This is a genomic window from Phaeovulum sp., from assembly GCF_047638075.1.
Taxonomy (GTDB): Bacteria; Pseudomonadota; Alphaproteobacteria; order Rhodobacterales; family Rhodobacteraceae; genus UBA6197.
The window spans coordinates 13529-32456 of record NZ_JBLJBV010000010.1; the positions used below are offsets into that span (position 1 = coordinate 13529).

Consider the following 18928-nt stretch of genomic DNA (forward strand, 5'->3'; position numbering starts at 1 on the left):
AAGAGGTGTCCGATGCTGCGCAAACCAAGTTTTGAAAACCCGTTCAGGGCGTTGGCTGACCATATGCCGCAGGTGCGGGGGTTTGCCTTTGCCACGCTGCTGCCGCTGCCGTTGTTGGCGCTGGGGGCAGTATTTGGCGGGGTCTGGGCCTGGGCTGCGCTGGGGTATATTGCGGTGCTGATCCTTGCGCTCGATGCGCTGATTGCGCGGGCCGCGCCCGATGCGCCTGAGGGGGTCGAGTTTCCCGCCGCGAACCGGCTTTCGGTTGCACTTGCGGTGGCGCATTTCGGGGCGCTGGCGCTGGCGGTTTTCGCGCTGTCAGGGGGAACGGGGTTGACCTGGGGCAGTTGGATCGCGGTGTTTCTGGGGTTCGGGATGTTCTTTGGGCAGGTGTCCAACTCTAACGCGCATGAGTTGATCCACCGCGCCGACAGGGGGCTGTTCGTGCTGGGCATGTGGGTCTATATTTCGCTGCTGTTCGGGCATCACACCTCGGCGCATCGGCTGGTGCATCACCGGTTTGTGGCCACCCCCGATGACCCGAATTCCGCCGCATTGGGCGAGGGGTTCTGGGCCTTTGCGCCGCGCGCGTGGCTGGGGTCGTTCATCGCAGGCTATGAGATGGAGGCGCAGCGCGCCGATCAGCGCCGGGGCGGCGGATTGCGTCGACCATTGCGCCGGGTAAACCCCTATTGGCTCTATCTGGCGGGCGGGATCGGGTTTCTGGTGCTGGCGGGTGCGGTTTTCGGGGGGGGCGGGGTGCTGGTCTATCTGCTGCTCTGTGCCTATGCGCAGATGCAGCTTTTGCTGTCCGATTATGTCCAGCATTACGGGTTGGAGCGCCGCGCCCTGGCCTTTGACCGGTATGAGCCCGTCGGCCCCGCCCATAGCTGGGATGCGCCACACCCGGCCTCATCGCTGTGGATGCTAAACGCACCGCGCCATTCCGACCATCACGCCCACCCGGCGCGCGAATATCCCGCGCTACGGCTGGGTCCGGTGACGCCAGACCGCCCGATACTGCCACGGTCGCTGCCCACGATGGCCGCGCTGGCGTTGGTGCCGCCGCTGTGGCGCCGGGTGATGGACCGCCGGGTTGCGCGGCTACAAAAGGCAAGGCCTGCGCCCCTCACACCTTAGTGGGTGGCAGCGATGGCGGCTTTCTGGCAGGCTGGCCGCAGACCAGACCGGAGACTTTGATGCGCCCTCTTCGACGCCTGCATGACCCGCTTGCAAGCCTGCCGGCCGCCCTTGCCTTTGGCGCGCTGATGCTGGCGTCGCTGCCCGCACACGCGCAAGACGCGTTGAACGCCGAGGCCTTTGACGCGCGCACCGTGGGCCGCACCATCACCTATAACGCCTATGGTACGCCCTACGGGGTCGAGCAGTACCTACCCGGCCGAAAGGTGGTCTGGGCCTTTGCCGAAGGGCAGTGCAAGACCGGATTCTGGTTTGAAAAGGATGGGTTGATCTGCTTTTCCTATGAAAATGACCCCATCCTGCAATGTTGGACCTTTCATGACACCGCCGCCGGGCTAACCGCCTATTTCAACGGCGACCGGAAAAACGAGCCGCTTGTGTCGCTGCGCGAAAGCCCCGAGCCGCTGATTTGCACCGGCCCTGATGTGGGGGTCTGAACGCGCGGGCTAAAACAGGCTGCCCTGCCCCGGTGGTCCCTTGGGCGTATCCTTGGTGGGTTTTGCCTTGCGCGGCGCTGTAGGGGCAGAGGGCGGTGTGCCGGGGGCGGCGCCACCATCGGGGGCCACCGCCAGCCTGCGATCCTGAAATTCGATCTCAAGCGCGGTGTGGCGGGCAGCCTCGGCCCCGGTGGTGACCAGCGCACCATTGGCCCGCACCACCGCATAACCCCGGCGCAGTGTTTCGGTATAGCCCAGCGTCTGGCGCATCCGGTCAAGCCGCGCCAACCCGTCCGACAGCACCACAAGCCGGGCGCGTGGTGCAATTTGCAACCGGTCGGCCAGCGCCGCCAGCGCAAGGCGCGACTGCGCGTTCTGGCGAAGCGCCTCGGCCCGGTTGCGGGCGATGGCAGGGGCAAGACGGGCGGAAAGATCTGCCAGCCGCTCGGTCGCGCGGCTTCGGCGGGCGTCCAGCGCGGGCGTAAGACGGGTGGACCAAAGGTCGATCCGGCGGCGTTCTTCGGCCATGAAACGGCGTAACAGATCGGGGCGGATCAGCGCCGCCAGGGGGCCAAAACGGCCCCGTTTGGCCTGCGTCGCTGCGCGCAGCGCCGGGCCTAGCCGGTCCGCCCAAAGGTCGAACCGCTGGCGCGACGGCGCGGTCAGCGCCTGCGCACGGCCCAGACCCCGCGCCAGATCCACCAGCCGCTGACGCCGCGTTTCGGCCCGCATCAGCGTGGCGCGCGTCATCCTTGTGCCCGCGTCATTCACAAAGGCCAGCAGTTCCATCCGCACCGGAACCGCTATTTCCGCCGCCGCCGTGGGGGTGGGCGCGCGCCTATCGGCGGCATGGTCGATCAGCGTCGTATCGGTTTCGTGCCCTACGGCCGAAATCAGCGGGATCGCGCTTTCGGCGGCGGCGCGCACCACGATTTCCTCATTGAAGCCCCACAGATCCTCAAGACTGCCGCCGCCGCGCGCGACGATGATCAGATCTGGGCGCGGCACCGGCCCGCCCGGCACCAGCGCGTTGAACCCCCGGATCGCGGCGGCCACCTCGGGGGCGCAGGCCTGGCCCTGCACCGCCACCGGCCAGATCAGCACATGCCGGGGAAAGCGGTCGCGCAGACGGTGCAAAATATCACGGATCACCGCCCCTGAAGGCGATGTGACAACCCCGATCACCTGCGGCAGATAGGGCAGCGGGCGTTTCTTTGCGGCGTCAAACAGCCCTTCGGCCGCCAGCGCCTTGCGCCGCGCCTCAAGCATTGCCATCAGCGCGCCGGCACCGGCGGGTTCGACATTATCGACCAGCATCTGGTATTTCGACTGGCCGGGGAACGTGGTCAGCCGCCCGGTGGCGATGACCTCCATCCCCTCTTCGGGGCGCACGGTCATCCGCGCGACCTGCCCTTTCCAGCTGACAGCGGCAATCACCGCGCGGTCATCCTTCAGGTCAAAATACATATGCCCCGAGGCCGGGCGCGACACCCGTCCCACCTCGCCGCGCACCCGGACGCGACCAAACTCGCCCTCGATCATGCGTTTCACCGCGCCGGAAATCTCTGACACGGTAAACTCTGGCGCGTTGCCAGAGGGGGGGGCAGCATCGTCCTCGAACATCTCCATGGTGCGAACCTTGTATCACCTGCGGCTTGACCTTAGAACGCGCGCAGCGGCGGGCCAAGAGGGGGATCGGCATGAACATTCTGATATTGGGCGGCGGCGGGCGCGAACACAGCCTTGCCTGGGCCATCAAGCAAAACCCCAAATGCGACCGTCTGATCGTGGCGCCGGGCAATGCGGGCATTGCAGCGCTGGCCGAATGCGCCGCGATTGATATCCTGTCAGGTTCTGCCGTGGTCAGTTTTTGCGAAGAAAACGCCGTCGATTTCGTGGTGATCGGCCCCGAGGCGCCACTGGCGGCGGGTGTATCGGATGCGCTGGTTGCCGCCGGAATTCTGGCGTTTGGCCCGTCACAGGCGGCCGCCCAGCTTGAGGCGTCAAAAGCCTTTACCAAGTCGGTCTGCGACGCCTGCGGCGCCCCCACCGCCGCCTGGGCCCGCTTTACCGAGGCCGCCCCCGCGCGCGACTACATCACCCGGATGGGCGCGCCGATTGTGGTCAAGGCCGACGGTCTGGCCGCCGGCAAAGGCGTGATCGTCGCCATGACCGAGGCCGAGGCGCTGGCCGCCATTGACGATATGTTCGGCGGCGAATTCGGTGAGGCCGGGGCCGAAGTGGTGATCGAAGAATTCATGACCGGCGAAGAGGCCAGCTTTTTCCTGCTCAGCGATGGTGAAACCGTGCTGCCGATCGGCACCGCGCAAGACCATAAACGCGTGGGCGACGGCGACACCGGCCCCAATACCGGCGGCATGGGCGCCTATTCGCCCGCGCCCGTGCTATCCGACGCGGTGGCCCAGCAGGCGCTGGACGACATCATCCGCCCCTGCATGGCCGAAATGGCGCGGCGCGGCGCGCCCTACTGCGGCGTGCTCTATGCCGGGCTGATGATCGAGAATGGCCGCGCCAGGCTGGTCGAATACAACTGCCGCTTTGGCGACCCGGAATGTCAGGTCCTGATGATGCGGCTGGGCGCACAGGCGCTTGATCTGATGCTGGCCTGCGCCGAAGGGCGGCTGGCCGATATGCAGGTCACCTGGGCTGATGACCACGCCCTGACGGTGGTGATGGCCGCCAAGGGCTACCCCGGCAGCTACGAAAAAGGCACACCGATCACCGGCCTTGAGGCGCTACCCGAAGACAGCAGCCATATGGTCTTTCACGCCGGCACCGCACTACGGGACGGCCAGATCGTCGCAAACGGTGGCCGCGTGCTGACCGTCACCGCCCGCGCCGCAACCCTGGCCGAAGCCCATGACCGCGCCTATCGAATGGTCGACGGCATCACCTGGCCTGACGGCTTTTGCCGCCGCGACATCGGCTGGCGCGCGCTCTGAACAACCGTTCTTTCTGGCGGAGGCAACCTAAAAAAGGCGCTAATCAAATGAGCGGGGGGCTGACAGCCCCCCTTTTCGGGCCCCGATGTCACTGGCGGGTGTGGATTATCCCATCCGCTCAGAGGCATAGGATCCGGGGCTGGCGGGGAACACCACTGTCCTGTTGCCGTTTTGAAAAACACGGTGATGGATATGCGCATGGATCGCGCGGGCCAAAACCTGCGCCTCGACATCGCGGCCCAGGCTGACGTAATCCTCGGGCGATTGGGCGTGGGTGATGCGCACCGTGTCCTGTTCGATGATCGGCCCTTCATCCAGATCGGCCGTCACATAATGCGCGGTGGCGCCGATCAGCTTCACACCCCGCTCAAACGCTTGTTTATAGGGGTTGGCACCTTTGAACGACGGCAAAAACGAGTGGTGGATATTGATGATCCGCCCCGACATCCGGGTGCAGAACGCATCTGACAGCACCTGCATATAGCGCGCCAGAACCACCAGCTCGGCCCCGGTTTCCTCAACCAGTGCCAACAATCGCGCCTCGGCATCGGCCTTGTTGTCCTTGGTCACCTTGATGTGGTGAAAAGGAATATCGTGGTTGACCACCTGCTTTTGGTAACTGTGGTGGTTGGAAACGACGCCGACAATTTCAATCGGAAGTGCGCCGATATGCCAGCGGTAAAGCAAATCGTTCAGGCAATGGCCAAAGTTCGACACCATCAGCAGCACTTTCATCCGGTGTGCCACATCATGGATCGCCCATTCCATGCCGAAATCTTTTGCAACAGCGGCAAACCCGTCGCGTATTTGATCCTCCGAGACGCCGGTTTCCGAGGCAAAATTCACGCGCATGAAAAACTGCCCAGTCCGCAGATCATCATATTGATGCGAATCGGTCAGATTGCACCCCTGTGACGCAAGATACCCCGAGACAGCCGCCACAATCCCCCGGCAAGAGGCGCATTTGACGGTCAAGACATAAGCGGTCATCGCTAATCCTTCTTTGTCATCACTCTGCCGCACCATCCCGCCAGAGTTCAGGAATTACCAGTGCCGAAATCGCCCTTGAGAACGGAAAAAACCGGCGCGACAATTACGACAGATCATTCAGATCTGTTTTTCAGGGATATAAACGACAAGACCGTCAACATCAGGGGTGACCTTGATCTGGCAGGTCAGGCGCGAGCGCACCGGATCAGGTTGATAGGCGAAATCAAGCATATCTTCCTCCATCGGTTCTTTGCCGGGGATCCGGTCCACCCATTCAGCATCCACATAGACATGGCAGGTTGAACAGGCACAAGCGCCACCGCAATCGGCGTCAATGCCGGGCACGCCATTATCGCGTGCGCCTTCCATGACGGTCATGCCGGGCTTCACCTCGACGACATGTTCGGTGCCGTTGTGTTCCACATAGGTAATTTTTGCCATCGCATTCATCCTTGCCTGCAGCGTTTGCGCGCGGGTTCATTGCCATTCTTGGCAAGCGTTTAGGGCAATCTGGCGCAATTTGCCAGAGGCGCACCCGTAGCGGCGAAAAGAGGTCGGCTGCGGCCTTTTGCGGCACGGCAGGGTCGGTTATGGTCCCGCCAGTTTGCAAAAGCCAAGGGCCGCCCCAGATGAAACGCCTGACCCCGGCCTGCGGGCCGCTCGCGCTTATGATCGCGCTGACGGCCTGCGCCCCTGCCCCACCGCCGGTGACCGCGCCCGAACCGACACTGGCGCGTGAAATTCGCAGCACCCCAAAACCTGCCGCCGGAGTTTGCTGGGCGCGCCTTACTGAGCCGCGCGCCGAACGCTGGTTTCGCACCCCCTGCCCCAAAGAAATGACGCAAGACCTGATTGCGACCTTGCAACGCGCACTGAAGGTGCGGGGTGCTTATCACGGGCCCGTCAGCGGTGTGATGGATACCCGCACATCAGCGGCCGTGCGCGCCTGGCAAACACCGCGCGGATTGAACAGCGCGATCCTGTCATGGCGCGCGGCGCAGGAATTGGGCCTGCTACCCTGGCCGCGCAACCTGGAGCCAACTTAATGATCCCTCGGCAAGGCCCCTCTTTTGATCAGGGCTGACGAAAAGCCCTGCAGATCCGGCTGGCAATGAAAAACCGCCGATGGGATCCCACCGGCGGTCTTGATGTTGGCAGTAAGGCGCCGACCGTCAGGGCCGCCCCTTTTTTGGGCGCCCCCTTGGCCTATTCGACCGGCAACGCCACAAAGCGCGGCTCACCCCCACGGCGGATCAGCAGCAACAGCGATTTGCGGCCTGCGTCCTTGGCCTCTTTGATCCGGGCATCCAGATCGCCCAGCGAGGCGACAGGCTGTTGCCCCGCTTCGGTGATCAGGTCACCCGCGCGCAGGCCCTTTTCATAGGCTTGGCTGTCTTCCTCCAAGGATTTGACGATAAGCCCGGTGGTTCCTGACGACAGCCCCATTTCAGTCGCGATTTCAGGGGTGATCGGGGTGACGATCATACCCAGCATATCGCGCTCGGCGGCTTGCGGCCTGGACACCGCGGCAGGAACCGACTCACCCTCGGCCAGTTCGCGACGGCCCAGCGTGATCAGCAACGTTTCAGATTTGCCGTCACGGGTGACCACAACACGAACCGCCTGGCCCACGGGCGCATCGGCCACACGGCGCACGAGGTCGCGGGTGTCTTTCACCTCACCGCCATCAAACGAGGTGATCACATCGCCCGACAGCATTCCCGCGTCAGCGGCCGGCCCTTCGGGAACCTCGCTGACCAGCGCACCCGAGGCGGTCTCAAGCCCCATCGCCTCGGCCATATCCGGGGTAATGTCCTGAATTTTCACGCCCAGCCAACCGCGCCGGGTTTCCCCGAACTCTTTCAACTGGCCCACGACCTTGTTGACCACATTCGAGGCCATTGAAAACCCGATCCCGATAGAGCCGCCATTGGGCGACAAAATCGCTGTGTTCATCCCGATGACCTGACCATCCATGTTGAACAGCGGCCCACCCGAGTTACCCCGGTTGATCGCCGCGTCGGTTTGCAGATAGTCATCATAGGTGCCCGAAAGTTCGCGGTTACGCGCTGAAACGATCCCGGCCGAAACCGAAAACCCCTGCCCCAGGGGGTTACCCATGGCCATCACCCAATCGCCCACACGCACCACATCGCTGTCGCCAAAAGCGACGAACGGCAGCGGTTTTGGGCTTTCGACCTTCAACACGGCTACATCGGTCTTGGGGTCTGTGCCAATCAACTTGGCAGGTAGCGTGTCACCCGAGAAAAACTCGATCTGGATTTCGTCGGCCCCGTCAATGACGTGATTGTTGGTGACGATATAGCCATCTTCCGAAATCACATATCCCGAGCCCAGCGCGTTCGATCGACGCGGCGCATTATGGCCCGGAACGTTGGGAATGCCAAAGTCGCGGAACAGATCCTCAAACGGAGAGCCGGGCGGAAAAACCGGGCCGGGGCCGGTGGATGCGGCAACTGTGGTGGTGGTGGTGATGTTGACCACGGCGGGGCTGACCTTCTCTGCCAGATCGGCAAAAGTGTCAGGCGCGACACGCGCTTCGGCGCGCGCGACCGGTGTTATGGCCAGCGCCAAAGCGATTGCCATCGCCGTCAGAACCCGGCCGCCAGCGCGCCGCGGAGACGGAAAAAGGGCCAGTGATGTCATTGCATGCTCCCTTATGATACCTTTCATGGCCTCCACTACGCGAAAGCCTCTGCTGCCATAAATACCTAGGGCGCATGAGGGGCAAATGAAAGCACCTCGCGGCGGCTCAACTTGATGTGAGGCGTAAAACCAGCAGGGCGGGGCGCTGGATCTGGACGGGCCCACAGGGAACATGCGTCTTTTCAAAGATTTCCGCGTTCAGCGCAATGCGGTGGCCCGCTTTCGAACGCCACCTGCGGCAAACTTGCCAGGGTATTGGAAAGCCCGCCTCTTTTGGGGCGTCGCCAAATGAAAAGGGCCGGTTTGGCAACCGGCCCTTTTGCGTGCGGAAATTGCCGCGATTATTCTGCCTTGTCTGACCGCAGGTAATCAAAGAATTCGCTGTCAGGCTGCATCACTATCGAAGAGTTTCCGCCCTTCAGCGCACGTTCGTAAGACGTAAGTGAGCGGGTGAAGGCAAAAAATTCCGGATCGCGCTCGAAGGCTTCGGCGTAGATCGCGTTGCGGCTTGCATCTGCCTCACCGCGGATGATCTCGGACTGTTTGCGCGCCTCTGAGGTCAGTTCCACCACAGTACGGTCGGCGCTGGCGCGCACGCGCTGCGCCGCCTCGCCGCCGCGGGCGATTTCGTCGCGCGCCTCGCGGTCACGTTCGGCGCGCATCCGGTCGAAGGTGGCGGCAAGGTTCTGTTCCGGCAGGTCGGTGCGGGTCAGCCGCACGTCGATCACATCAACCCCCAGCGCCGCGGCCTCTTTGCGGGCGAGGTTGCGGATCTGGTTCATCAACGGTGTGCGGTCATCCGACAGAACCGTGGTTGAGGGAACCGAGCCCAGAACTTCGCGAATCGCGTTTTCGATGATACCGGCAAGCCGGACTTCTGCCGCGCGCAGCGATTCCGGGCCTGAAAGGCTGACTGCCTCGCGGAACTCGATCGCATCGGTGATACGCCAGCGCGCAAAGGCATCGACCACCAGGCGGCGGTCGTCCAGCGGCGTCACCTCGATTGGCGGCGTGGAAAGCGACAGGATCCGTTTATCATAGCGCGCGACAGACTGGACCAATGGAATCTTGAACCCAAGGCCCGGTTGGGCACGGTCAACCTTGACCTCACCGAATTGCAGCACAAGCGCGCGTTCACGCTCATCGACGATATAGACCGACGAGAGCAGCAACCCCGCCAGCACCACAAGAGCGGGTACAATGATGTTCATCCGGGCCATCAGTTTGCTCCCTCCTGCTTTGTGGGTTGTGTGGCGCTACGGTTCAACTGATCCAGCGGCAGGTAGGGCACGACCCCCCCCTCGCCCGGTTTCCCCGACACACCGTCAAGGATGACCTTGTTCATCCCGCCCAAGACCTTTTCCATGGTTTCCAGATACATCCGGCGACGGGTCACGTCAGGTGCCTTGATGTATTCATTATAGACCGAGATGAAACGGCTGGCTTCACCCTGGGCATCATTGACCACCTGGGCGCGGTAACCTTCGGCCTGTTCGGTCAACTGCGCCGCCTCACCGCGGGCCTTGGCCAGCACTTCGTTGGAATAGGCGTCGGCCTGCTTTTCCAGCGTGTCGCGGGTTTGCTGTGCCGCCTGCACGGCGCGGAAGCTGTCAATGACCTCGCGCGGCGGATCGGCACGGTTGAAGTTGACGCGGATCACGTTGATGCCGCTGTCGTAGCTGTCAAGCACGCGCTGCACCGCGATCCGCAGATCCGAGGCAATGGAACCCCGGTCACGGTTCAAAATCGGCGCCAGTTCCGAACGGGCGATGATGTCGCGCATCGCAGATTCCGAAACAGCGCGGATCGTGCCTTCCGGGTCGGCAAGGTTGAACAGCAGTTTTGACGGCTCGTTGATGTTCCAGACCACCTGGAATTCGACATCGACGATGTTCTGGTCGCGGGTCAGCATCAGCCCGGTATCCAGCGCGCCGGCCTTGCCCGAGCCGATTTCCGTAACCCTCTCGCCCGTGACGGGGACGATTTCGGCCGTTACCACCGGCCATGGGGCAAAGTGCAGGCCCGGCCCGCCGGTTTGCAGATAGCGCCCCAGCATCAGTTCAACCGAACGCTCACTTTGCTGCACGGTATAGACAGACGCGTAGGCCCAAAACCCCACGGCGGCCAATGCCGCGATACCCAACGTCGAGCGGTTGAACATAGGGCCCGAAGGTTGACCGGGGCCACGCTTGCCGCCGCCTTTGCCACCCCGTCCGCCCATCAGCACACGCAGCTGTTCGGTGCCCTTTTTCATGATCTCTTCGATCTCGGGTATTGCGGCGCCCTCGCCGGGACGTTGCCCCGGACGGCGCCCGTCATTGCCGCGGCCGGGTTCGTCGTCGTCACCGCCGCCGCTGCCACCACCGCCCCAAGGGCCTCCGTTGCTCATCCATCTTCCCTTTCAGTTCTTGTATCAGTTGTGTGCCACTTGGGCATAAAGCGTGGGAATTCAAGCCACACGCACAGGTTTACGCAGTGTTACCAGCTCTTCGGCCATGGTTGGATGGACCGCACAGGTGCGGTCAAAATCCTCTTTCGTCGCGCCCATCTTGATCGCGATGGCGGCCAGTTGGATCATCTCGCCCGCTTCGGGTGCGACGATGTGACAGCCCAGAACGCGGCGCGTTTCGGCGCAAACGATCAGCTTCATCATCACCTTTTGGCCATTACCCGCAAAGGCGGCGCGCATCGGTTTGAACGAAGTTGCGTAAACCTCGATCGGCCCGGCCGCGCGGGCGTCTTCTTCGGTCAGCCCGATGGTTCCCAGCTCAAACGGGTGGGTGAACACGGCGCTGGCGACAAGATCATGGTCGACCTTGCGGGGCCGGGCGCCAAAGATCGTATCGGCAAAGGCGTGGCCTTCGCGGATCGCCACAGGGGTCAGATTGATCCGGTCGGTGACATCACCCACCGCATAGATCGAGGGAACCGCGGTCTGGCTCCAGCCATCGACGCAGATTTCCCCCCTTGGCCCAGGTGCCAGACCCACTTTTTCCAGTCCCATCGCTTGGGTGTTGGGCACACGTCCCGTCGCATAAACCACCGCTTCATAGTTGGTTTCTGCCCCATCGGTTGAGATCACCCGTATCCCCTGAGGCGTTTTTGTCATGGCCGACACATCGGTACCACACTTCAGCGATACGCCCGATGCGATGATCTGGTCAGCCACACGGTCGCGGGCCTCGTGGTCAAAACCGCGCAGAATTTGCGTACCGCGGTAGAATTGCGTCACCTTCACGCCCAATCCGTTCAGGATCGAGGCGAATTCGCAGGCGATAAAACCACCGCCCACCACCAGCACGGTTTTCGGCAGGGCGTCCAGCTTGAAAATGTCGTTGGAGGTCAGCACATGTTCCGCCCCCGGCAGATCGGGCACAAAGGGGCGCCCGCCCGTGGCCAGCAAAATGTGTTTCGCGCGCACGGTTTCACCCGTGGCCAGGCGCACGGTATGGGCGTCTTCCAGGGTCGCGCGGCAATCATGGACCCTGACCCCGGCGCCGGCCAGGCCGCTGCGATAGGCCGCCTCCAACCGGTCAAGTTCCGCATCAAGGCGGTGGCGAAAGGTCATCCAGTCAAACGTGGGGGTCTGCACGTTCCAACCGTAGGCGCGAGCCTCTTCAAAGGCACCAAGGTAGCTGCTGGCGTAGACCATCAGTTTCTTTGGCACACAGCCGCGAATGACGCAGGTGCCACCCATCCGGTATTCTTCGGCCAGTGCCACGCGGGCGCCATGTTCGCCCGCCGCAATCCGTGCGGCGCGCACCCCGCCCGAACCGCCCCCGATAACAAAAAGATCAACGTCAAAGGTCATCGCTCAGTCCAGATCCGCAAACAGGTTTTCGGTTTCGGCAAAGTTGATCTGGTCATGTTCCACCGTGCCTTGATTGATGTCGCGCAACTCAACCCGGCCGTCGCCATGGCCGATGATCACCACATCGCAGATGTCGATGAACAGCCCGTTTTCGACCACGCCGGGGATCTGGTTCAGCATCAACCCCAGTTGCCGCGCATCACCGATCCGGTTGAGATGCAAATCGACGATATAGTTACCCTCATCAGTCACAAAGGGTTGCGAGCCGTTCAGGCGCAGCGTTGTCGTGCGGCCCAGAACGTCCATGCTGATCAACAATTCTTCGATCAGCGCCCGAGAGGCCTGCCAGCCGAACGGGACCACCTCGACCGGTAGCGCAAAGGCGCCCAACTGTACCACCTCTTTCGCGGCATCGGTGATGACGACCATCTGATCCGATGCGGTGGCCACGATCTTTTCTTGCAGCAGCGCGCCGCCGCCGCCCTTGATCAGGTTCAATTCACTGTCAAATTCATCGGCGCCGTCAATTGTCAGGTCCAGCCATTTCGCCTCGTCCAGAGTGACGATCTTGATCCCGACCTGACGGGCAAGCTCGGCGGTGCGGGTACTGGTTGGAACCCCGGTGATACGCAGCCCCTCTTCGCGGACCAGTTCCCCCAGGCAGCGCACCATCCAGGCAGCGGTCGACCCGGTGCCAAGGCCCACACGCATTCCGTCTTCGACAAGGTCGACGGCACGTTTGGCGGCGGCGAATTTCGCCTTGTCGATGGGGGAAAGTTCGGCGGGCATCTCTGGCTCCTTCTCGGGTCGCGTCGGTTATAGGCAATCATACCCGAACGTGCGAGCCGAAATTAGCCACGCGGCACCTGCGGATACTCGGTCGCAAATTCAGGCCGAGACCGCCCCTGCCGTCCCTAATTGTGCAGGTTTGCGTAAATATCTTGTCAAGCGTCGTAAACGGGTCTTGCACATGGCACCCTGCGCGACATGCTGGCCCCCGCAAGACGGGAGAATCGGCAGATGTTTCTAAGCGTGTTTGACTTGTTCAAAATCGGGGTCGGCCCGTCATCATCGCATACCATGGGGCCAATGGTTGCGGGGGCACGTTTTCTGGCCGCCTTGCGCGCCTCGCCATTTCAGGCAGCGGGGCTGAAAGCCAGCCTGCATGGCTCGCTTGCCTTTACCGGCAAGGGGCACGCGACCGACCGCGCGACGATTCTGGGGCTTGCCGGTTTTGCGCCCGACACTTACGACATCAAGGCTGCGGATGCAGCGCTGGCCGCGAACCGTGAAACCCGCACATTGACCCCGCCCGATCTGCCGATAATGCGCTTTGACCCTGAACACGACCTGACCTTTGATTACGGCCCCGCCCTGCCGGGCCATGCCAACGGCATGATCCTGTCGGCAACCGACAGTCAGGGCGATGTGATCATGCAAGAAACCTATTATTCGATCGGCGGCGGGTTTGTGTTGACGGCCGCTGAACAGGCGGCGGTCAATGATGACGCGCTGACCGCTCCCTCGCCCGTGCCGTTTCCGTTTCGCAGCGCCGAGGAAATGCTGACCATGGCGCATGCCTCGGGGCTAAGCATCGCCCAGATGAAGCGCGCCAATGAAAGACGTTTTCGCAGCGACGCAGAAATTGACGCGGGGCTGGCGCGGATCTGGCAGGTGATGAACGATTGTATCAACCGTGGCCTTGAAGGCGAAGGCATCCTACCCGGCGGGCTAAAGGTAAAACGCCGCGCCAAGGCCATTCATCAGGCGTTACTGGCCGAACATGGCAAGAACCTGACCGCGCCGCATGTGATCAACGATTGGATGATAACATACGCCATGGCGGTGAACGAAGAAAACGCCGCCGGTGCGCAGGTTGTAACCTCTCCGACCAATGGTGCCGCAGGGGTGCTACCCTCGGTGATCCGGTATTGGCTGGATCATGTGCCGGGCGCGACCCCCAGCCGCATCGGGGAATTTTTGCTGACCGCCGCCGCCGTGGGCGGGCTGATCAAGCACAACGCCTCGATCTCGGGCGCCGAGGGCGGCTGTCAGGCCGAGGTGGGATCAGCCGCCGCAATGGCCGCCGCAGGCATGGTCGCGGTTATGGGTGGCACCCCCGAGCAGATCGAAAATGCCGCCGAAATCGCGTTGGAGCATCATCTGGGCATGACCTGTGACCCGGTAAAGGGGCTTGTGCAGGTGCCGTGCATCGAACGCAACGGGCTTGGCGCGATCAAGGCGGTTTCGGCAGCTTCGCTTAGCCTGCGCGGCGATGGAACACACCTTGTCCCGCTGGACGCCGCTATTGAAACCATGCGCCAGACCGGGCGCGATATGAATGAGAAGTATAAGGAAACCTCACTGGGTGGGCTTGCCGTCAATGTGCCCAACTGCTGATGGGGGTGCACGGCCCTAAACGGCCATCTGAATGCGCCCACCGCAGCGACGGCGTCTTGAGGCAGATCCGTCGCTTGCCTTTGGCGCCGTGATCTGCCCCCGGATCTGTGCCTGCCGGGCGTCGTTTTCAGGATAGACGCGGCGACCGCTTGGGGCTAGCTCGAAGCGATGATAGAGTATGACCGCATCTTGCCCGGCGTGGTGTTGATGATCGCATTTTGCGTCTGTGCACCGCTGATCGACGTTGCCTCAAAGCTTGCCGCACAAGGGGTGCCGGTGGGCGTAGTGACATTGGCGCGCTATATGGTGCAGGGTTTGCTCATGGCGCCGATCGTATGGATCATGGGGCTTGGTTGGCGGATGAGCGCGCGGGCCTTTCGGCTAAGTCTGGCGCGGACGGCGGTATCCATTGGCGCAACCTATTCGTTTATTTCGGCGCTCAAGGTGATGCCGATCGCAGATGCGTTGGCAATCGCCTTTGTCGAGCCTTTCATCATTTTGTTGATTGGCCGGTTGGTTCTGGCCGAACAGGTGGGGCCAAGACGGCTGGGCGCGTCAGTGGTTGGGTTCGTCGGGGCGCTTTTTGTGATTCAACCTTCATTCGCAGTGTTTGGCGCGGTGGCGCTTTGGCCGCTGGCAACCGCGTTTTTCTTTGCGCTTTACATACTGACCACACGGGCGCTGTCGCGGCATATGCACCCGGTGACCATGCAGTTCCACACAGCGCTGTTCGGCGCGGTGATCTGCCTGCCCGCGCTACTACTGGGCACCGCCATGGCTGAGCCGACCCTGACACTAATCGCACCCGAAGGGATATTCTGGCTATGGCTGTTTTGCGTTGGACTGGCGGCAACGATCAGCCACATGGCCATAACCTATGCGTTGAAATTTGCCCCCTCCAGTACGCTGGCGCCACTGCATTACCTTGAAATCGTCACGGCAACGCTGTTTGGCTATCTGGTCTTCCACGACTTTCCCAATGCGTTAACCTGGATCGGCATCGCGATCATCGTGGCGTCAGGATTATATATCATTCACCGCGAACGTCTGGCGGCACACCAAGCGCGCACAGCGCGTGCCGTAAGAACGGACGGGGCAGCAACACCAGCATCGGCCCCACCAGCCTAAGCCAGACTGGCCCCGTCACCTCATTCGATGTACCGATCCGCCCGGCGGGGGTAAAAGTCAGCCCGTCAATCGGCCAGCGCAGACCGCGGCTTTCGCCTGTGACGGGCCCCATCGGAAACAGCGAAAGGCGCGTGCCGGGCGGCAGATCAAGGCGCAATTCCAACGGGGCCAGAAACGCCACCTCCTGTTCGGCTATCAGCACAACCTTTTGGCCCGGATGCGCCGTGAGCGTAGCAAAAACCGCAAGCGTGTGATCCAGTCGTCCACCCGCAAACCCCAACGCAAGATAAAACGGCGCGGCAACATGGGTCAGACATTTTCCAAAATCCGTGCTGACCTGCTCTGCGATAGGATGCAGGCTTTCTGCCCCAATCGCCGTGCGGGCCGCATCTGAAATCGAATCCAGATCACCGATGACCGCGCTTGGCATATGTCCCAGCGCCAAAGCCCGGTCTGCCCCGCCATCAGCAGCAACCAGCAGCGGCGCGATTGTCAACGAATCGGCAACATCCGATGCGCTGCACGGACCACCGCCCAAAAGCGTTACTCCAAGCTGTGAATGGACAATTTTCCCTGACATGGCATCCTAGATGACGATTAAGGCAGGAAAACACAATCACGACCAACAAAAAGTCATGCCTTTGCCACGTTTGGTTCACGCTTAAGCACTAGTTTACTGTGATGGTGCTATCAACGGGACAACCGAGAAAGTGAGCGTTTCATGGTAGGTGCTAGTAAGATTCTGACGGTGTCTTACGGGACATTTTCCTGCACCCTGGAGGGGTTTGACGAACCTTTCTCCACGATGAAGGCGATCGCAGAGTATTTCCGCGATCTTGCTGCGGACGACAGGTATTTCGGGGCAGAGCCTCCCACCCCGGATGCGGAAATGCTGCACCGAATCGCTGAGCGAGAGATTCAGCGCCGGGTAGACGCCAAGATCGACGTCAACGGTGTGGTGTTGCGCCCAAAAGGCGCGGTAACCATCAATGGCCCGACACCCCAAAACGCCCATCCGGCGCGGCCAGAGGTTGCGCAACCCACCACTGCCCCTGCGTCCGGTGCTACAGTCGTCGCTCAGGCCGTCTCTGTTCCCAAACTCACGCCAACGTCCATTGATGAAAGCGTCGCGGCCAAGTTGCAACGCATTCGCGCAGCTGTGGCCAATGCCCGCGCTGCGGCCCCTGCGGGCTATTCCGAAGATCAAGATGCCGACTCGTTTCTGGGCGATGTGACGCTTCCTTCTGTGGCATTCGAAAATGATCCGGCCCCAACAGCCGCAACAATTCATGATGCCCCGCATCATGACGCCCTGACACAGGACAAAGAAGAACCGGCGTTCGATGCCGAATCGCTGATGGAAACCACCAGCCTCGCCGCAGTTGACGAAACTATCGAAGACGTGGCTGATGATCAGCCGGACGCCAAAAAACCGCACGCCGATGATATGGCCACCGAAGAAACGGCAACCGCGGCCGAGCCGGCTGTTTCCAAAGAGACGCTCGCAGATATTGCCGGGACAGAAGTTGCGGTACAGGACAATGGGGCCATAGCGCCCGATAACCAGCCACAAGACGCCCCACAAATCCGCGCCCGCGTCATCAAGATGAGCCGCGCCGCAGAGGACACGCCTGCGCCGGCGGAAACACAATCATCTGCCGACGATGCCATCTTGGCTGCAATCGGCCAGACCCTGGCCGAGGCAACCGCGGCGCCGTCGCCCAAGCCAGAGGATACCACCGTTTCGGAACTGTCACCCGAAGCCGAAGCGGAACTGATGCGGGACTTGGCCAACCTTGAAAACGAGGGTGGCGCCGTCGAACCCGCCCCGGCCGATATTCCGGCGTCGGTAGAGGAGGCCGTCCATCCTGCAGAGGTCGTCAATGCCGACGCACCAAAGGCTGCCGACGTCGCCGTTGAACAAAAAAACGCCGAACACATCGAAGCAATCAACATCGTCAACACCGAACCACAAGAAGCCGACCTGTCGCGCCTTCTGGACGAAACCAATGCCAAACTGGAAGGCACAGAGAATCGCCGCCGGTTTTCGGCTATCGCGCATCTGAAAGCGGCCGTAGCAGCAACCGTGGCCGACCGGATCATGCGCCGCTCTGGCACCCCCGCCCCCGAGGCGGAAGCGGAAATGGATCGCTACCGCGAAGACCTGACCCGCGCCGTGCGCCCACGCCGCCCGATCACATCAGGCGAAATGGCCACACGTCGTCCCTCTTTGCCAGAACCGCGTCCGGCGCCGTTGGTTCTGGTTTCAGAACAGCGGATCGACCACAATGATACGCCAACAGCGACCCAGCCGCATTTTGTACGCCCCCGCCGGATCGGCGCCGCGAAAGGATCAGAGCGAACCGCTTTGACAAGCGATGAAGATGACGAAGATGATTCCGCGCCACTGTCTGCCGATGATGCAAAAAACTTTGCAGATTTTGCGGAATCTCTGGGCGTAGAAGAGCTTTCGGATCTGTTGGAGGCCGCAGCTGTTTACACAGCAACGGTCGAAGGGCGGCCGCATTTTTCACGCCCGCAGATCATCAAGAAGGTCGCTGCCCTTTCCGATGAAGGCGCCTACAACCGCGAAGCGGGTCTGCGTTCATTCGGGACGCTCCTGCGCCAAGGCAAGATCGCCAGGATCAAACGCGGCCAATTTGCCATAACCGAACAGTCACGCTTTTACGGTAAAACAAACCGCACTGGACACTAAATTTTGCAAGAACTTAAAATGTTCGCCTCCAAAACGGGGCGAATTCAGGCATTCAGGAGATAACGAGGCCTCGGTGAAGTTTACCTGACGCATTCTCACTTATAGAACACACAACTTTAACGCTGCTGGAGTAATTTCCAGCGGCGTTCTGTCTTTGCGTCATATTTCTTCCTGATTCATCTGTGATACGAAAGATGATCGTGTGGAACTCCAGGTCCTCAGCGCGAGCCCTTCGTATTTTTTTTCAGAAAAGACCTTCGTGAATGCCTCAACAGGTCAATATCTCCAATGCACAGACTGCACTCTTGACCAAAACCTTGAGAGGTAAACGCATGGTGTCCGTCGTCATATAAAATGGGACATCAGGGCAGTTTGAGTTTTGGAGGCTCTGGTTCGTTTGTGTGATTGATAGAGGTGGTCCCAGTTTTTCGACCAGTTTGCAGCCTTGTTAAGATGGATCAGGGTTTCATTGAGGCTGCTAATCTCATTGGTTCTGTTTTGCTGACATAGGCATCATCGGGGGTCAAGATGCCGTGGGTCGAATGCGGGCGCTCAGAGTTGTAGGCTCTGGACTCATTGATCATATCCAGAAGATGATGATTGCTGCAATCGCGAT

16 protein-coding genes are annotated in these 18928 nt (G+C 61.4%); 7 read left to right on the forward strand and 9 right to left on the reverse strand.

Annotated features, from left to right (window positions below):
- Positions 1-12 precede the first annotated feature (12 nt).
- Together ACM62R_RS01230 and ACM62R_RS01235 are read left to right on the forward strand one after the other, a co-directional pair.
- The gene (locus ACM62R_RS01230) at positions 13-1140 is read left to right on the forward strand and encodes an alkane 1-monooxygenase (RefSeq protein ID WP_415182248.1); all 1128 of its coding nucleotides are present in this window, start codon (positions 13-15) and stop codon (positions 1138-1140) included.
- Between the two features lie 59 nt (positions 1141-1199).
- Positions 1200-1637, forward strand: coding sequence for a hypothetical protein (locus tag ACM62R_RS01235; RefSeq protein WP_415182249.1), 438 nt, complete (start codon positions 1200-1202; stop codon positions 1635-1637).
- 9 nt (positions 1638-1646) lie between these two features.
- Here ACM62R_RS01235 and xseA read toward each other — a convergent pair whose 3' ends face one another.
- A complete protein-coding gene (xseA, locus tag ACM62R_RS01240; protein ID WP_415182250.1) occupies positions 1647-3266 on the reverse strand; it encodes an exodeoxyribonuclease VII large subunit in 1620 nt (539 codons plus the stop codon).
- A 71-nt stretch (positions 3267-3337) separates the two neighbouring features.
- On the opposite strand from xseA, the gene purD reads away from it, so the two are divergent.
- On the forward strand, positions 3338-4600 hold the full coding sequence (gene purD / locus ACM62R_RS01245) for a phosphoribosylamine--glycine ligase (protein WP_415182251.1): 1263 nt from the start codon (positions 3338-3340) through the stop codon (positions 4598-4600).
- 105 nt (positions 4601-4705) lie between these two features.
- On the opposite strand, the gene purU is transcribed toward purD, so the two are convergent.
- A complete protein-coding gene (gene purU / locus ACM62R_RS01250) occupies positions 4706-5590 on the reverse strand; it encodes a formyltetrahydrofolate deformylase (protein ID WP_415182252.1) in 885 nt (294 codons plus the stop codon).
- A gap of 117 nt (positions 5591-5707) precedes the next feature.
- Positions 5708-6031: a 2Fe-2S iron-sulfur cluster-binding protein gene (locus tag ACM62R_RS01255; RefSeq protein WP_415182253.1), complete on the reverse strand. Its 324-nt coding sequence runs from the start codon at positions 6029-6031 to the stop codon at positions 5708-5710.
- Between the two features lie 188 nt (positions 6032-6219).
- On the opposite strand from ACM62R_RS01255, the gene ACM62R_RS01260 reads away from it, so the two are divergent.
- Entirely contained in the window at positions 6220-6636 is a 417-nt protein-coding gene (locus ACM62R_RS01260; RefSeq protein ID WP_415182254.1) for a peptidoglycan-binding domain-containing protein, read from the forward strand.
- Positions 6637-6796: 160 nt separating this feature from the next.
- On the opposite strand, the gene ACM62R_RS01265 is transcribed toward ACM62R_RS01260, so the two are convergent.
- The 5 genes from ACM62R_RS01265 to rpiA form a co-directional block, all read right to left on the reverse strand.
- Entirely contained in the window at positions 6797-8257 is a 1461-nt protein-coding gene (locus tag ACM62R_RS01265; protein WP_415182255.1) for a Do family serine endopeptidase, read from the reverse strand.
- Between the two features lie 341 nt (positions 8258-8598).
- Positions 8599-9477: a protease modulator HflC gene (hflC, locus tag ACM62R_RS01270; protein WP_415182256.1), complete on the reverse strand. Its 879-nt coding sequence runs from the start codon at positions 9475-9477 to the stop codon at positions 8599-8601.
- The gene (gene hflK, locus ACM62R_RS01275) at positions 9477-10646 is read right to left on the reverse strand and encodes an FtsH protease activity modulator HflK (RefSeq protein WP_415182257.1); all 1170 of its coding nucleotides are present in this window, start codon (positions 10644-10646) and stop codon (positions 9477-9479) included. The genes hflC and hflK overlap by 1 nt, the downstream gene beginning before the upstream one ends.
- 60 nt (positions 10647-10706) lie before the next feature.
- Positions 10707-12068 carry a glutathione-disulfide reductase gene (gorA, locus tag ACM62R_RS01280; RefSeq protein WP_415182258.1) on the reverse strand — a complete coding sequence of 454 codons (1362 nt, stop codon included), beginning with the start codon at positions 12066-12068 and terminating at the stop codon, positions 10707-10709.
- Between the two features lie 3 nt (positions 12069-12071).
- The gene (gene rpiA / locus ACM62R_RS01285; RefSeq protein ID WP_415182259.1) at positions 12072-12857 is read right to left on the reverse strand and encodes a ribose-5-phosphate isomerase RpiA; all 786 of its coding nucleotides are present in this window, start codon (positions 12855-12857) and stop codon (positions 12072-12074) included.
- Positions 12858-13088: 231 nt separating this feature from the next.
- Here rpiA and ACM62R_RS01290 point away from each other — a divergent pair, with 231 nt between their 5' ends.
- Positions 13089-14468 carry an L-serine ammonia-lyase gene (locus ACM62R_RS01290; RefSeq protein WP_415182260.1) on the forward strand — a complete coding sequence of 460 codons (1380 nt, stop codon included), beginning with the start codon at positions 13089-13091 and terminating at the stop codon, positions 14466-14468.
- Between the two features lie 168 nt (positions 14469-14636).
- Entirely contained in the window at positions 14637-15596 is a 960-nt protein-coding gene (locus ACM62R_RS01295) for a DMT family transporter (protein WP_415182261.1), read from the forward strand.
- Here ACM62R_RS01295 and ACM62R_RS01300 read toward each other — a convergent pair.
- On the reverse strand, positions 15499-16176 hold the full coding sequence (locus ACM62R_RS01300) for a thiamine diphosphokinase (RefSeq protein WP_415182262.1): 678 nt from the start codon (positions 16174-16176) through the stop codon (positions 15499-15501). The genes ACM62R_RS01295 and ACM62R_RS01300 overlap by 98 nt on opposite strands.
- 225 nt (positions 16177-16401) lie before the next feature.
- On the opposite strand from ACM62R_RS01300, the gene ACM62R_RS01305 reads away from it, so the two are divergent.
- The gene (locus ACM62R_RS01305; RefSeq protein ID WP_415182263.1) at positions 16402-18312 is read left to right on the forward strand and encodes a hypothetical protein; all 1911 of its coding nucleotides are present in this window, start codon (positions 16402-16404) and stop codon (positions 18310-18312) included.
- The last annotated feature ends 616 nt before the right edge of the window (positions 18313-18928 follow it).

Coding starts and splice junctions, on each gene's coding strand:
- ACM62R_RS01235 (WP_415182249.1), top strand. CDS start 1,200: ATGCGCCCTCTTCGACGCCTGCATGACCCGCTTGCAAGCCTGCCGGCC.
- ACM62R_RS01300 (WP_415182262.1), bottom strand. CDS start 16,176: ATGTCAGGGAAAATTGTCCATTCACAGCTTGGAGTAACGCTTTTGGGC.
- purD (WP_415182251.1), top strand. CDS start 3,338: ATGAACATTCTGATATTGGGCGGCGGCGGGCGCGAACACAGCCTTGCC.
- ACM62R_RS01290 (WP_415182260.1), top strand. CDS start 13,089: ATGTTTCTAAGCGTGTTTGACTTGTTCAAAATCGGGGTCGGCCCGTCA.
- ACM62R_RS01255 (WP_415182253.1), bottom strand. CDS start 6,031: ATGGCAAAAATTACCTATGTGGAACACAACGGCACCGAACATGTCGTC.
- rpiA (WP_415182259.1), bottom strand. CDS start 12,857: ATGCCCGCCGAACTTTCCCCCATCGACAAGGCGAAATTCGCCGCCGCC.
- ACM62R_RS01295 (WP_415182261.1), top strand. CDS start 14,637: ATGATAGAGTATGACCGCATCTTGCCCGGCGTGGTGTTGATGATCGCA.
- ACM62R_RS01260 (WP_415182254.1), top strand. CDS start 6,220: ATGAAACGCCTGACCCCGGCCTGCGGGCCGCTCGCGCTTATGATCGCG.
- gorA (WP_415182258.1), bottom strand. CDS start 12,068: ATGACCTTTGACGTTGATCTTTTTGTTATCGGGGGCGGTTCGGGCGGG.
- hflK (WP_415182257.1), bottom strand. CDS start 10,646: ATGAGCAACGGAGGCCCTTGGGGCGGTGGTGGCAGCGGCGGCGGTGAC.
- ACM62R_RS01230 (WP_415182248.1), top strand. CDS start 13: ATGCTGCGCAAACCAAGTTTTGAAAACCCGTTCAGGGCGTTGGCTGAC.
- ACM62R_RS01265 (WP_415182255.1), bottom strand. CDS start 8,257: ATGACATCACTGGCCCTTTTTCCGTCTCCGCGGCGCGCTGGCGGCCGG.
- xseA (WP_415182250.1), bottom strand. CDS start 3,266: ATGGAGATGTTCGAGGACGATGCTGCCCCCCCCTCTGGCAACGCGCCA.
- hflC (WP_415182256.1), bottom strand. CDS start 9,477: ATGGCCCGGATGAACATCATTGTACCCGCTCTTGTGGTGCTGGCGGGG.
- purU (WP_415182252.1), bottom strand. CDS start 5,590: ATGACCGCTTATGTCTTGACCGTCAAATGCGCCTCTTGCCGGGGGATT.
- ACM62R_RS01305 (WP_415182263.1), top strand. CDS start 16,402: ATGAAGGCGATCGCAGAGTATTTCCGCGATCTTGCTGCGGACGACAGG.